This is a genomic window from Trabulsiella guamensis ATCC 49490, assembly GCF_000734965.1.
In the GTDB taxonomy this organism is placed as follows: domain Bacteria; phylum Pseudomonadota; class Gammaproteobacteria; order Enterobacterales; family Enterobacteriaceae; genus Trabulsiella; species Trabulsiella guamensis.
Genome location: NZ_JMTB01000050.1, coordinates 1 through 12,508, shown reverse-complemented (window position 1 = coordinate 12,508; position 12,508 = coordinate 1). Strand labels below are relative to the sequence as shown.

Here is a 12,508-nt window from a genome sequence, read left to right as displayed (position 1 = left end):
TACTCGCCGCGCGTCCCGCTATGAGTGGCTCTGCGGCGCGGTACTGTTGGGCGTGGTGATTGTTAAACTGATGCTGGTGGACAGCGCGCGTGGCGGCGGGCTGGCTCGCGCCATTGCATTTATTGGTGTGGCGGTGCTGGTCCTGATTATCGGCTACTTTTCACCTTTACCGCCGAAAGCGGAACCGGTCAAAAAAGCAGGAGAAGAACAATGAAATGGATGAAACGCGTCGTGCTGGGTGTGGCGCTCAGTGCTGCGATACCGGCATTCTGCGCTGAGGCGCCAGTGGAAACGCCGCGAGATTATGCCTTTGGCATGGCGCTGGAGACCTCGCCGTCCGCCCCCTGGTTTCGCATTGACTTACCTTCGCAGGTTTACCAGCAGTCGGCGTGGCCGGATATGCGTGATGTACGCGTTTTTAACCAGCAGGGTGAGACGGTGCCTTTTTCAGTGGTGGTACAGAAAACGGCTGCCGCTGCTCCTGAGACCATCCCATTGCGTGTTTTCCCACTGACCGCAGCGCCGTTTGGTGTCAATACAGACTCACGACGCGCGTCGGAGAGCATGGTGCTTCGTTCGTCGGGTGGTCTGGAAGTGCATCTGCAAAGCGAGGCTGCCCGAAATGCCGGGCAGAGTTATCTGCTGGCGTTGCCTGATGAGTCGAAGGTCTCACGGTATATTTCACAACTCCAGCTCGACTGGAAAACCCCCGCCGGCAACTGGCAGGGGAAAGTCTCACTCTATACCAGCCACGATCTGGACGACTGGAGGTTGCAGGATGAATCGGTAACGCTGATGGATCTGACCAGTGGCACTGATCGTCTGAAAATGAATCGTCTCAGCCTTTCAACCCGCTTGTCGTCAGACGGTACACGTTATCTGCTACTGGTTTTTGCCGACCAGACACCGCCGCTGACGCTCACCGGCGCATCAGCGCTGCCACGCAGCAGAGATCAGGAAAACGATCAGATCGTGCTGAAAAGCGCGGAAAACCGCGTGTCGGAAAACGAAGCGATTTACCAGTGGGCGCAGCCACAACCGCTGACATCGATCGCCTTCGAACTGGAGAATGGATCGGTTCTGCCAGTGGAACTTGCCTGGCGTGGCGCGGTAAACGAGCCGTGGCAGCCCCTGACGAAGCAGGTGCTGTATTCGCTGGATAACCGCAATTCAGAGCCGTTTCCGATGCAGGAAAGGGTGGTGCAAGCCATTCGCCTGACGACGGTAAATGCCCATCTGCCAGAGACGCTGCCAGAAATTTCCGGTCGTCGGGACCAGTTAACCATAGTCTTTAATGCGCAGGGGAACGCGCCCTATATGCTCGCATGGGGAAATGGCGCGGCGGAACCTGCCAGTATTGCAATGAACATGTTAATCCCGGAAGCACTGGAGAAAGCCTGGCCGCTGGACGCGATTCCCCGTGCGCAGGCGCTGGAGCCGGTTACGCTGGGGGGCGAGGAGCGGCTGACAGCGACCTCAGAAGCGGAACGTGCCAGCCAGTGGCAGACGATGCTGGTGTGGGGTGCGCTCATTTTCGGTGTCGTGCTGTTGCTGGTTATGGCGTGGCGGATCTGGCGGGAAGTGAAGAACAAACCGGAATGACAGGCACAAAAAAGGCTCGCGATGCGAGCCTTTTCGTTAACGTCGCCGATTACAGCTTAGAGACGTTTTCGCTCAGGTACTTAGCAACGCCGTCCGGAGACGCGTTCATGCCTTCTTTCCCTTTTTCCCACTGTGCCGGGCACACTTCGCCGTGCTCTTCATGGAACTGCAGCGCGTCTACCATACGCAGCATTTCGTCGATGTTACGGCCCAGCGGCAGGTCGTTAACCACCTGATGGCGTACGATGCCGTTTTTGTCGATCAGGAAAGAACCGCGCAGCGCAACACCTTCGTCCGGGTGTTCGATGCCGTAAGCTTTCTGAATTTCGCGCTTCACGTCAGCAACCATTGCGTATTTCACTGCACCGATGCCGCCTTTGTCGACAGGGGTGTTGCGCCATGCGTTGTGGACGAATTCTGAGTCGAAGGAAACGCCAACGACTTCAACGCCGCGTTTCTGGAATTCTTCGTAGCGTTTGTCAAATGCGATCAGTTCAGACGGGCAGACGAAGGTGAAGTCCATCGGCCAGAAGAACACAACCGTTGCTTTGCCATTGGTGTGTTGTTTGAAATTAAATTTTTCAACAATTTCGCCGCTACCAAGAACAGCCGCAGCAGTAAAGTCAGGAGCCGGACGAGTAACCAGAACCATGGGGTTCTCCTTTACATTTATAAGGTTAATGGAACGCAACGCGGGCCAGTATAGAGAGTGGTATTGGTAAGCTCAACGTGATGCTGACAATCAATGAGACAGGTTTTGCCTATCAATCGATTTTAAAAAACACCTGTACGATATCGAATTTGTGATAAAGCGCAAGTTTTAAAGTGCTCTTTTTCTCGCCTGCGCCATCATGCGTGGGTAGAACTGCCAGAATCGGTTTTCCAGTTCGTCGTAATGCGTATCCAGATCATGCCAGGAGTCGCGCAACGCCTCCAGTCGCGGGCGACGACTTGCCATGCCGTTTAACACGCGCTGAATAAACTCCATTTCACGGTAACGCTCAAGCCAGCGCTCCGACCACAAATAATCGTTCAGATTAACAAACCGTGGTGGGGAATCCGGCAGGATCACACTCACCTGCGCGTGGGCATAGCGCACGAATTCGGCCAGCGGCATTTCCGGCGACAGCTGTTCCCAGTGGCGGGACAGAAAATGATCCCACATTACGTCCAGCGTAATCGGCGCGACGCGGCGCGTTTGCGGGCGAAACCATTCACGCGCCTCTTTCACTTCCGGCAGGTTGTCGGTCAGGACGTCAATGCGGCGATGCATATGGATGCCATCCACTACGTCAACCGGGTAGAGCTCGTCCGGATTACCGCGCACAAAGTCGGCAAGCAGATTGCCGGACAGCGAGCTGTCAGCCAGGTGGGCGAGATGTAAATGTGCAAGAAAATTCATGAGTATCACAGTCCGGTAACGGCTAAGTGTTGCAGCGAAGGGGCGTGAGCACTAGACTAAGCCGCCTGTTTTTAAGTCACGAGTCTACGTCATGCGTGTTGCCGATTTCTCCTTTGAATTGCCCGAATCCCTGATTGCCCACTATCCACAGCCTGAGCGCAGTAGTTGCCGCTTGTTATCGCTGGATGGGCCGACAGGCGCGCTGACGCACGGTACTTTCACCGATTTGCTCGATAAGCTCAACCCTGGCGATCTGCTGGTCTTTAATAATACCCGCGTGATCCCCGCGCGCCTGTTTGGTCGTAAAGCCAGTGGCGGCAAGATTGAAGTGCTGGTCGAAAGAATGCTCGATGATAAACGTATTCTGGCACATATTCGCGCCTCTAAAGCGCCAAAACCTGGCGCAGAACTGCTGCTGGGTGACGATGAAAGCATCGCTGCCACGATGGTAGCGCGTCACGGCGCGCTGTTTGAAGTTCAGTTTAATGACCCACGCCCGGTGCTGGATATCCTCAACAGCATCGGCCATATGCCATTGCCACCGTACATTGATCGCCCTGACGAAGATGCCGACCGTGAACTCTATCAGACGGTTTACAGCGAAAAACCAGGAGCGGTCGCTGCCCCGACGGCAGGTCTGCATTTTGATGAACCATTGCTGGCGCGTTTGCGCGAGAAAGGCATCGAGATGGCGTTTGTGACGCTGCATGTCGGTGCCGGAACCTTCCAGCCAGTGCGGGTTGACAGCATCGAAGAGCACATCATGCACTCCGAATATGCCGAAGTGCCGCAAGACGTAGTGGATGCGGTACTGGCGGCGAAATCACGCGGTAACCGCGTCGTGGCAGTGGGCACCACCTCCGTCCGTTCGCTGGAAAGCGCAGCGCAGGCAGCGAAAGACGCATTGATTGCGCCGTTTTTTGGCGATACGCAGATTTTTATCTACCCGGGTTATCAGTATCAGGTAATTGATGCGCTGGTCACCAACTTCCATTTGCCTGAATCAACGCTAATCATGCTGGTTTCCGCTTTTGCGGGTTATCAGCACACCATGAAAGCCTATCAGGAAGCGGTTAAGACGAAATATCGCTTTTTTAGTTACGGTGATGCGATGTTTATCACGTACAATCCGCAGGCTATTAATGAACGTGTCGGGGAATAATGCCGCGGCACAGGTTTAATCATCAGACTGTCTCTCTGATGCAGGAGAAATGTAGTGAAATTTGAACTGGATACGACCGACGGTCGCGCACGCCGTGGCCGCCTGGTGTTTGATCGTGGCGTAGTGGAAACGCCTGCTTTTATGCCTGTGGGTACCTACGGCACCGTTAAGGGCATGACGCCGGAAGAAGTTGAAGCGACCGGCGCGCAAATCATTCTCGGCAATACTTTCCACCTCTGGCTGCGTCCGGGGCAGGAGATCATGAAGCTGCATGGCGATCTCCATGATTTTATGCACTGGAAAGGGCCGATCCTCACCGATTCCGGCGGTTTCCAGGTGTTCAGCCTTGGCGATATTCGTAAGATCACCGAGCAGGGCGTGCACTTCCGTAACCCGATCAACGGCGATCCGATTTTCCTCGATCCTGAAACCTCCATGGAAATTCAGTACGATCTCGGCTCCGACATCGTGATGATCTTCGATGAATGTACGCCGTACCCGGCGGACTGGGATTACGCCAAACGCTCGATGGAAATGTCTCTGCGCTGGGCGAAGCGCAGCCGCGACCGTTTCGATGGGCTGGGCAATAAAAATGCGCTGTTCGGCATTATCCAGGGCAGCGTTTACGAAGATTTACGCGATATCTCTGTCAAAGGTCTGGTAGAGATTGGCTTTGATGGCTACGCTGTCGGCGGTTTGGCTGTCGGTGAGCCGAAGGCAGATATGCATCGCATCCTTGAACATGTCTGCCCGCAGATCCCGGCGGATAAACCGCGATACCTGATGGGCGTGGGTAAACCGGAAGACCTGGTCGAAGGTGTTCGTCGCGGCATTGATATGTTCGACTGCGTGATGCCGACGCGTAATGCCCGTAACGGTCATCTTTTTGTCACTGATGGTGTGGTGAAAATCCGTAACGCGGTACATAAAAGCGACACCAGCCCGCTTGATGCGGAGTGTGATTGCTATACGTGTCGCAATTATTCACGTGCTTACTTGCATCATCTTGACCGTTGCAACGAAATATTGGGCGCACGTCTCAATACCATTCATAACTTGCGCTACTATCAGCGCTTAATGGCTGGTTTACGCAAGGCTATTGAAGAGGGTAAATTAGAGAGCTTCGTGGCCGATTTTTACCAACGACAGGGTAGACCCGTTCCACCTTTGAACGTTGATTAATTTTAATAATGAGGGAATTTGAATGAGCTTTATTATTTCTGATGCGGTAGCGGCAACCGGAGCACCGGCGCAGAGCAGCCCGATGTCTCTGATCCTGATGCTGGTGGTTTTCGGTCTGATCTTCTACTTCATGATTTTACGCCCACAGCAGAAACGTACTAAAGAGCACAAAAAGCTGATGGACTCCATCGCTAAAGGTGATGAAGTGCTGACCAACGGTGGTCTGGTTGGCCGCGTAACCAAAGTGGCTGAAAACGGCTACATTGCTATCGCGCTGAACGACACCACTGAAGTGGTTATCAAACGTGACTTCGTAGCCGCCGTTCTGCCGAAAGGCACGATGAAGGCACTGTAATCTTTCGTTTTCCCAAAGGGAACTGCCGTGTTAAACCGTTATCCTTTGTGGAAGTACATCATGCTGGTCGTCGTGATTCTCGTCGGCCTGCTTTACGCACTTCCCAACCTGTATGGTGAGGATCCGGCTGTTCAAATCACTGGCGCGCGCGGTGTCGCCGCCAGTGAGCAAACGCTGATCCAGGTCCAGAACACCTTAAAAGAAGAAAAAATTACCGCTAAGTCTGTGGCACTGGAAGAGGGCGCAATTCTTGCGCGCTTCGACTCCACTGACGTCCAGTTGCGCGCTCGTGAAGCGCTGGTGGGCGTGCTGGGTGATAAATACGTCGTGGCGCTGAACCTTGCTCCTGCTACGCCTCGCTGGTTAGCTGCGTTGCACGCAGAGCCGATGAAACTCGGCCTTGACCTGCGTGGCGGCGTTCACTTCCTGATGGAAGTGGACATGGATACCGCGCTCGGTAAACTGCAGGAACAGAATATCGATGGCCTGCGCAGTGATCTGCGCGAAAAAGGCATTCCATATACTACCGTTCGTAAAGAGGCAAACTACGGCCTCAGCATCACTTTCCGTGACAGCGCGGCTCGTTCTCAGGCAATTGATTATCTGGCGCCGCGTCACCGCGACCTGGTGATCTCCAGCCAGGGCGACAATCAGTTGCGTGCGGTAATGACCGACGAACGCCTGAAAGAAGCGCGTGAATATGCGGTTCAGCAGAACATCAACATCTTGCGTAACCGTGTCAACCAGTTGGGCGTTGCCGAGCCGGTGGTACAGCGTCAGGGCGCTGACCGTATCGTGGTTGAACTGCCGGGTATTCAGGATACCGCACGTGCGAAAGAGATCCTCGGTGCGACCGCGACCCTGGAATTCCGTCTGGTCAACACTAACGTCGATCAGTCTGCGGCGGCGTCTGGCCGTGTGCCAGGCGATTCCGAGGTGAAATCCACTCGTGAAGGCCAGCCGGTTGTGCTGTACAAGCGCGTGATCCTGACCGGTGACCATATCACCGACTCCACCTCCAGCCAGGATGAGTACAACCAGCCGCAGGTAAATATTTCGCTCGACAGCGCCGGTGGCAACATCATGTCAAACTTCACCAAGGACAATATCGGTAAACCGATGGCGACCCTGTTTGTGGAGTACAAAGACAGCGGTAAGAAAGATGCCAACGGCCGTGCGGTGCTGGTGAAAGAGGAAGAGGTGATCAACATCGCCAATATCCAGTCTCGTCTGGGTAACAGCTTCCGCATCACCGGGATCAACAACCCGAACGAAGCGCGTCAGCTGTCGCTGCTGCTGCGTGCGGGCGCGCTGATTGCCCCGATTCAGATCGTCGAAGAGCGTACCATTGGTCCAACCCTGGGCCTGCAGAACATCCAGCAGGGCCTCGAAGCCTGTCTGGCCGGTCTGGCGGTTTCTATTATCTTCATGATCTTCTTCTATAAGAAGTTTGGTCTGATCGCCACCAGCGCGCTGATTGCTAACCTGATCCTGATTGTTGGCGTGATGTCGCTGCTGCCTGGCGCGACGCTGAGTATGCCGGGGATTGCGGGTATCGTGCTAACCCTTGCGGTGGCCGTCGACGCCAACGTACTGATCAACGAACGTATCAAAGAAGAGTTGAGCAACGGGCGTACGATTCAACAGGCTATCGACGAAGGGTACCGCGGGGCGTTTAGCTCGATTTTCGATGCGAACATCACGACGCTGATTAAAGTGATCATCCTGTACGCTGTCGGTACCGGGGCGATTAAGGGCTTTGCGATCACAACCGGTATCGGTGTTGCGACGTCTATGTTTACTGCTATCGTCGGTACCCGTGCCATCGTGAACCTGTTGTACGGCGGCAAGCGCATTAAAAAGCTGTCTATCTGAGGAGTGCGTTGTGGCACAGGAATATACAATTGAACAATTGAACCACGGCCGTAAAGTCTGGGACTTTATGCGCTGGGACTACTGGGCTTTCGGCATCTCAGGTTTGTTGCTCGTGCTGGCTATCGTCGTGATGGGAGTGCGCGGGTTCAACTGGGGTCTTGATTTCACCGGTGGTACGGTTATTGAAATCACGCTGGAAAAACCAGCAGATATGGACCAGATGCGTGAAGCGCTGGAAAAAGCTGGCTTTGCTGAACCGCAACTGCAGAACTTCGGCAGCAGCCGCGACATCATGGTGCGTATGCCGCCAGAGCATGACGCGAGCGGCAGTCAGGCACTGGGCAGCAAAGTGGTGAGCGTTATCAACGAGTCCACCAGCCAGAACGCGACGGTGAAGCGTATTGAGTTTGTGGGCCCGAGTGTCGGGGCGGATCTCGCTCAGACCGGTGCGATGGCGTTGATGGCCGCGCTGCTGTCTATCCTGGTGTACGTCGGCATCCGCTTTGAGTGGCGTCTGGCGGCAGGGGTCGTTATCTCATTGCTGCACGACGTTATCATCACCCTTGGCGTGCTGTCGCTGTTCCATATCGAAATCGACCTGACCATTGTGGCATCGCTGATGTCGGTCATCGGTTACTCGCTGAACGACAGCATTGTGGTCTCCGACCGTATCCGTGAGAACTTCCGTAAGATCCGTCGCGGTACGCCTTACGAGATCTTCAACGTGTCGCTGACCCAGACGCTGCACCGTACGTTGATTACCTCCGGGACAACCTTGATGGTTATCCTGATGCTGTATCTCTTCGGTGGTCCGGTGCTGGAGGGCTTCTCCCTGACCATGCTTATCGGTGTCACCATCGGTACCGCATCGTCCATCTACGTGGCTTCGGCACTGGCGCTGAAACTGGGCATGAAGCGTGAGCACATGCTGCAGCAGAAAGTGGAGAAAGAAGGGGCGGATCAGCCGTCAATTCTGCCGTAATCGACTGAAAACAGGCTGAAAAAAATCCCGGTCACCTGATCGGGATTTTTTTTTGCACACTCCTGACACAATGCTGTCAGGAGCCCTGTCATAGACTCCTTATGTACCCAACCAACCACTGGAGTCACTATGAATAACATCATCAACTGGTTTGAAATTCCAGCCACCGATCTGAAACGCGCCATGGCGTTTTACGAGCCGGTCATGCAGCTTTCACTGCGCTATGAAAACATGTCGGGTGTTGAGATGGCGATATTTCCGTATGAGGATCCGGCAACCGGCGGGGCGCTGGTAAAGTTTGAACATTTCGCGCCGTCGGCTCAGGGATGTATTATCTATTTACACACTCGTGATCTGAAAGCAACGCTGGAACGCGTGGACGCAGCCGGTGGTGAGTGTGTTTTTGGCCCGCTGGAATTACCCAATGATATTGGTACGATTGCCCTGTTTATGGACAGCGAAGGCAATCGCATAGGCCTGCATCAGCCGCCGCTTTGATGTCTGACCCGGAGAGATTATGTCCCGACGCGCTGACCGACTCTTTCAGATTGTGCAGATCCTGCGGGGCAGGAGGCTGACGACGGCGGCGCTGTTGGCAGAGCGTCTGGGTGTCTCCGAACGGACGATTTACCGCGATATCCGCGATCTGTCTATTTCCGGTGTGCCAGTGGAAGGCGAGGCCGGAAGCGGCTACCGGCTGATGGATGGTTTTGACCTGCCGCCGCTGATGCTGACCACCCGCGAATCGGAAGCGCTGATGGTGGCGATTCGCCTGCTGAAAACCTGGGGCGGCGAAACACTGTCGCTGTCGCTGGAGTCCGCCCAGGAAAAAATCCTCGCGATCCTGCCGGAAGAGAGCCGGCGTAAAGCGGAACAAACGCGCATTTTCGCCCCCGACCTTGGTTTACATTCGCATTCCCGCAGCGTGTTCGATCAAATCCATCATGCGATCTCCACGCAACAGGTGCTGGCACTGCATTATCGTGACGAGTCAGGGCAGTTATCATGGCGTAACGTGCAGCCGCTGGGGCTGTTTTTCTGGGGCGAACACTGGTTGCTGGTGACCTGGTGTGAACGGCGGGAGGATTACCGCTGTTTCCGGCTCGATCGCTGCCTGAATATCACCACGCTGGACAGACGCTTCAGTGAACAGGCGGATCGATCGCTCAGCGACTTCTTACGCAAGGTAAAGCGAGTTGACACGCATTAAAAAAGCCAGCGCGAAGGCTGGCTCTTTCCTGCAGGGTGGGGATCAGAAGTTGTAACCGACCACCAGGTAACCACCCCAGCCAGTTGAACGAACGCTGAAGTCGCCTTTGCCGAAGTTCAGGCTGGCGTCGTCCGCCCATTGACCTCCGTTGTGCCAGTAACGGGCAACAACAGAGTAGTGCCAGTGATCGTAGTTCAGCGCCAGGATGTGGCTGGAGGCGATAGAGTTGCTGGTACGCGCATGCTTCCCGTTGTTGTCGTAGAAGTTATCGTCGCCGAGGTCAGAACCCCAGTCAAAGTTGGTAAAGCCGATGTAGCTCAGCTGGCCACCCCACAGTTGGGTGATCGGTACGAAGTATTTCACTTTGAAACGGTAGCCGTCCCACTCGTTTTCGTTGGAAGCGCCATAGTTCTGCCACTGGTATTTCGCATACACGTTCAGCGACAGGCTCATCGGCAGACCCGTTTCTACATCGGTACCCAGACCCATGTACCAGGTGCTCTGCTCCTGAGAGTCGTTGCGGCCCATATCGTAGATATAGTTATTCGCGAAATACCACTCTTTGAACGGGCCAAACGCCAGACTGGTGCCGGTCAGTTTATCAATTGAGAAACGCGGTTCGATTTCCATAAACAGCGGAGAACCGTTGTTCCAGATCCCTTTTGCGTCAGTGTTACCACCGAAGAAGACCGGCGCATCAATATAACCATAGAAATCAAACCAGTCTTTTTTCGCAAAGGCTTCATATTCAAGGTAGGTATCGTTGCGGATCTGCGGTCCGAAGCGGGTGTGATAGCTGCCTACCACGTTAACGCTCTGGTGCCACCAGTCGGAGAGATACTGCGGTTTGTCATTTTCTGCCGCGCTGGCAGTGAAAGAAGCGGAAAGCGCCAGTGCAGCACCGGCTGCCAGTAATGTTTTTTTCATAATTTTGCCACTGATTAAAACCCCTGAGCGGGAGTCATAAGAGTTGTATTAACGTTTCTGAATGTTTCGTATTTCTGCGTGCCTATTATAGGAATCATTGCTCACAAAAATATGTCTTGTTTCACAGATCTATCATTAACGTAATCGATTGCGTTCACGTTTGCGTGCTTTGACAGGCCAGGATTGTACTGAGATTGTTAAAAGTTGCAAATTAATCGCGGCTGAAATGAAGAGTTAATCCGGCGGGAGAACAGGGAGGTATTAAAAAGACAGGAGGGCGGTAATGCCATCCTGTCTGAACGTCAGACCTTAAGGCTGAACGGCTGGTTGAATGTCGTGAATGCGCACAAAACCTAACTGATCCGGCGTAATGCCGTTGAGCTGAAGGGGAATATCCACATCGCTCGGCGCCAGTGTACTGGCTGGTGCGTTGATCAACTGATTCTGGACATTAACTTCCTGAAAACTTTCCGTGGTGCCCTGGATTTGGCCCCATTCGACGGTGCCGCTAAAGGCGGGCAGCGGATCGTTCGATTCGCCCTGAATACGCAGCGTGACCCGGGTGCCCTGGGCGTTTTGCGCCGCGTTCAGGAGCGACATCCGCAGGGTGCCGATCTGGCTCTCAAGGCGTGCAGGGGTGTTGGAGCCTGGCAGCAAATAGACGCCTTTGCTGGACTGTGCATTTAGCCGATTCTGCTGCGTAATTTTTACCGTTTCCTTGTTAAGCTGCGCCATCTCTTTATTCAGTGTACTCACACTTTGATGCATCTGGCGTACTTCACTTTGCTGCGCACAGGCGCTGAGGGAAAAGAGGCTTCCAACCAGGAGAATTCTTAGGTAACGTCTTGTCTTCATCTCATTTTTCCTTGATACCATGGTTGGCTTAATGGTAGCCAGCAAAGCGCTTTCTTACATCTGCTGTTTGTCTCAAAAAGCGCTCTTCCTTTGTTGTCGGGTCAGAACAGGGTAAAATGGATTTCAGTTAATTCCACATTCAGGACGCGCTATGCATTGCCCATTTTGTTTCGCCGTAGATACAAAAGTCATCGATTCACGCCTGGTGGGGGAAGGTTCGTCGGTTCGTCGCCGCCGGCAGTGTCTGGTATGCAACGAACGTTTCACTACGTTCGAGGTAGCTGAACTGGTTATGCCGCGGGTGGTGAAAAGTAATGATGTACGCGAACCATTCAATGAAGATAAATTGCGCAGCGGCATGCTGAAAGCGCTGGAAAAGCGGCCGGTCAGCTCCGACGATGTCGAAATCGCGCTGAATCATATTAAATCGCAGTTGCGCGCTTCTGGCGAGCGTGAAGTGCCGAGTAAAATGATCGGCAATCTGGTGATGGAGCAACTGAAAAAGCTCGATAAAGTCGCCTATATTCGCTTTGCCTCGGTCTATCGCAGCTTTGAGGATATCAAAGAGTTCGGCGAAGAGATCGCCCGTCTACAGGATTAAGCCATGTCAGATGAGATTTACATGGCGCGTGCGCTGAAACTGGCGCAACGCGGTCGTTTCACCACGCATCCAAATCCCAACGTGGGATGTGTCATTGTTAATCATGGCGAGATCGTTGGCGAAGGTTTTCACTATCGTGCGGGTGAACCGCATGCCGAAGTGCATGCGCTGCGCATGGCAGGAGAGAAAGCAAAAGGCGCGACCGCCTATGTCACCCTGGAGCCGTGCAGCCATCATGGGCGCACGCCGCCGTGCTGCGACGCGTTAATTGCCGCCGGGGTGACACGAGTGGTCGCCGCGATGCAGGATCCTAACCCACAGGTCGCCGGTCGCGGTCTGCACCGCCTGAAACAGG

Annotated in this window: 15 protein-coding genes; 11 read left to right on the top strand and 4 right to left on the bottom strand. The window is 54.2% G+C overall.

Annotated features, from left to right (window positions below):
• Together GTGU_RS06735 and GTGU_RS06730 are read left to right on the top strand one after the other, a co-directional pair.
• A partial coding sequence (locus GTGU_RS06735; protein ID WP_038155165.1) for a DUF2339 domain-containing protein occupies positions 1 to 214 on the top strand: 214 nt, incomplete at its 5' end.
• Positions 211 to 1,602 (top strand): DUF3999 domain-containing protein, encoded by a 1,392-nt coding sequence (locus GTGU_RS06730; protein WP_038155163.1) that lies wholly within the window; start codon positions 211 to 213, stop codon positions 1,600 to 1,602. The genes GTGU_RS06735 and GTGU_RS06730, both read left to right, overlap by 4 nt.
• Positions 1,603 to 1,651: 49 nt before the next feature.
• Here GTGU_RS06730 and GTGU_RS06725 read toward each other — a convergent pair whose 3' ends face one another.
• Complete coding sequence (locus tag GTGU_RS06725) at positions 1,652 to 2,254, bottom strand: peroxiredoxin C (RefSeq protein ID WP_038155161.1); 603 nt, start codon at positions 2,252 to 2,254, stop codon at positions 1,652 to 1,654.
• Between the two features lie 168 nt (positions 2,255 to 2,422).
• Positions 2,423 to 3,004 (bottom strand): ACP phosphodiesterase, encoded by a 582-nt coding sequence (gene acpH, locus GTGU_RS06720; protein WP_038155159.1) that lies wholly within the window; start codon positions 3,002 to 3,004, stop codon positions 2,423 to 2,425.
• A gap of 91 nt (positions 3,005 to 3,095) precedes the next feature.
• Between acpH and queA the strand changes: the two genes are divergently transcribed.
• The 7 genes from queA (at position 3,096) to GTGU_RS06685 (ending at position 9,770) form a co-directional block, all read left to right on the top strand.
• Positions 3,096 to 4,166 carry a tRNA preQ1(34) S-adenosylmethionine ribosyltransferase-isomerase QueA gene (gene queA, locus GTGU_RS06715; protein ID WP_038155157.1) on the top strand — a complete coding sequence of 357 codons (1,071 nt, stop codon included), beginning with the start codon at positions 3,096 to 3,098 and terminating at the stop codon, positions 4,164 to 4,166.
• Positions 4,167 to 4,220: 54 nt separating this feature from the next.
• Positions 4,221 to 5,348 (top strand): tRNA guanosine(34) transglycosylase Tgt, encoded by a 1,128-nt coding sequence (gene tgt, locus GTGU_RS06710; RefSeq protein WP_038155156.1) that lies wholly within the window; start codon positions 4,221 to 4,223, stop codon positions 5,346 to 5,348.
• A gap of 22 nt (positions 5,349 to 5,370) precedes the next feature.
• Positions 5,371 to 5,703, top strand: coding sequence for a preprotein translocase subunit YajC (gene yajC, locus GTGU_RS06705; protein WP_038155154.1), 333 nt, complete (start codon positions 5,371 to 5,373; stop codon positions 5,701 to 5,703).
• 27 nt (positions 5,704 to 5,730) lie between these two features.
• The gene (gene secD, locus GTGU_RS06700; protein WP_072011922.1) at positions 5,731 to 7,578 is read left to right on the top strand and encodes a protein translocase subunit SecD; all 1,848 of its coding nucleotides are present in this window, start codon (positions 5,731 to 5,733) and stop codon (positions 7,576 to 7,578) included.
• A 10-nt stretch (positions 7,579 to 7,588) separates the two neighbouring features.
• Positions 7,589 to 8,560, top strand: coding sequence for a protein translocase subunit SecF (gene secF, locus GTGU_RS06695; RefSeq protein ID WP_038155150.1), 972 nt, complete (start codon positions 7,589 to 7,591; stop codon positions 8,558 to 8,560).
• A gap of 129 nt (positions 8,561 to 8,689) precedes the next feature.
• Positions 8,690 to 9,058 carry a VOC family protein gene (locus GTGU_RS06690; RefSeq protein ID WP_038155147.1) on the top strand — a complete coding sequence of 123 codons (369 nt, stop codon included), beginning with the start codon at positions 8,690 to 8,692 and terminating at the stop codon, positions 9,056 to 9,058.
• Between the two features lie 19 nt (positions 9,059 to 9,077).
• On the top strand, positions 9,078 to 9,770 hold the full coding sequence (locus GTGU_RS06685) for a helix-turn-helix transcriptional regulator (protein ID WP_038155146.1): 693 nt from the start codon (positions 9,078 to 9,080) through the stop codon (positions 9,768 to 9,770).
• Between the two features lie 42 nt (positions 9,771 to 9,812).
• On the opposite strand, the gene GTGU_RS06680 is transcribed toward GTGU_RS06685, so the two are convergent.
• Both GTGU_RS06680 and GTGU_RS06675 read right to left on the bottom strand, forming a co-directional pair.
• Positions 9,813 to 10,697, bottom strand: a complete 885-nt coding sequence (locus GTGU_RS06680) for a nucleoside-specific channel-forming protein Tsx (protein ID WP_038155145.1) — start codon at positions 10,695 to 10,697, stop codon at positions 9,813 to 9,815.
• A 309-nt stretch (positions 10,698 to 11,006) separates the two neighbouring features.
• Positions 11,007 to 11,552, bottom strand: a complete 546-nt coding sequence (locus tag GTGU_RS06675; RefSeq protein WP_038155144.1) for a SadB/YajI family lipoprotein — start codon at positions 11,550 to 11,552, stop codon at positions 11,007 to 11,009.
• Between the two features lie 151 nt (positions 11,553 to 11,703).
• On the opposite strand from GTGU_RS06675, the gene nrdR reads away from it, so the two are divergent.
• Positions 11,704 to 12,153 carry a transcriptional regulator NrdR gene (nrdR, locus tag GTGU_RS06670; RefSeq protein ID WP_038155143.1) on the top strand — a complete coding sequence of 150 codons (450 nt, stop codon included), beginning with the start codon at positions 11,704 to 11,706 and terminating at the stop codon, positions 12,151 to 12,153.
• Between the two features lie 3 nt (positions 12,154 to 12,156).
• A partial coding sequence (gene ribD / locus GTGU_RS06665) for a bifunctional diaminohydroxyphosphoribosylaminopyrimidine deaminase/5-amino-6-(5-phosphoribosylamino)uracil reductase RibD (protein WP_038155141.1) occupies positions 12,157 to 12,508 on the top strand: 352 nt, incomplete at its 3' end.

What these genes read in the sequence shown, in the direction of transcription:
- GTGU_RS06675 (WP_038155144.1), bottom strand. Translation starts at nt 11,552, where the DNA reads ATGAAGACAAGACGTTACCTAAGAATTCTCCTGGTTGGAAGCCTCTTT.
- GTGU_RS06680 (WP_038155145.1), bottom strand. Translation starts at nt 10,697, where the DNA reads ATGAAAAAAACATTACTGGCAGCCGGTGCTGCACTGGCGCTTTCCGCT.
- queA (WP_038155157.1), top strand. Translation starts at nt 3,096, where the DNA reads ATGCGTGTTGCCGATTTCTCCTTTGAATTGCCCGAATCCCTGATTGCC.
- yajC (WP_038155154.1), top strand. Translation starts at nt 5,371, where the DNA reads ATGAGCTTTATTATTTCTGATGCGGTAGCGGCAACCGGAGCACCGGCG.
- GTGU_RS06685 (WP_038155146.1), top strand. Translation starts at nt 9,078, where the DNA reads ATGTCCCGACGCGCTGACCGACTCTTTCAGATTGTGCAGATCCTGCGG.
- acpH (WP_038155159.1), bottom strand. Translation starts at nt 3,004, where the DNA reads ATGAATTTTCTTGCACATTTACATCTCGCCCACCTGGCTGACAGCTCG.
- GTGU_RS06725 (WP_038155161.1), bottom strand. Translation starts at nt 2,254, where the DNA reads ATGGTTCTGGTTACTCGTCCGGCTCCTGACTTTACTGCTGCGGCTGTT.
- GTGU_RS06730 (WP_038155163.1), top strand. Translation starts at nt 211, where the DNA reads ATGAAATGGATGAAACGCGTCGTGCTGGGTGTGGCGCTCAGTGCTGCG.
- nrdR (WP_038155143.1), top strand. Translation starts at nt 11,704, where the DNA reads ATGCATTGCCCATTTTGTTTCGCCGTAGATACAAAAGTCATCGATTCA.
- GTGU_RS06690 (WP_038155147.1), top strand. Translation starts at nt 8,690, where the DNA reads ATGAATAACATCATCAACTGGTTTGAAATTCCAGCCACCGATCTGAAA.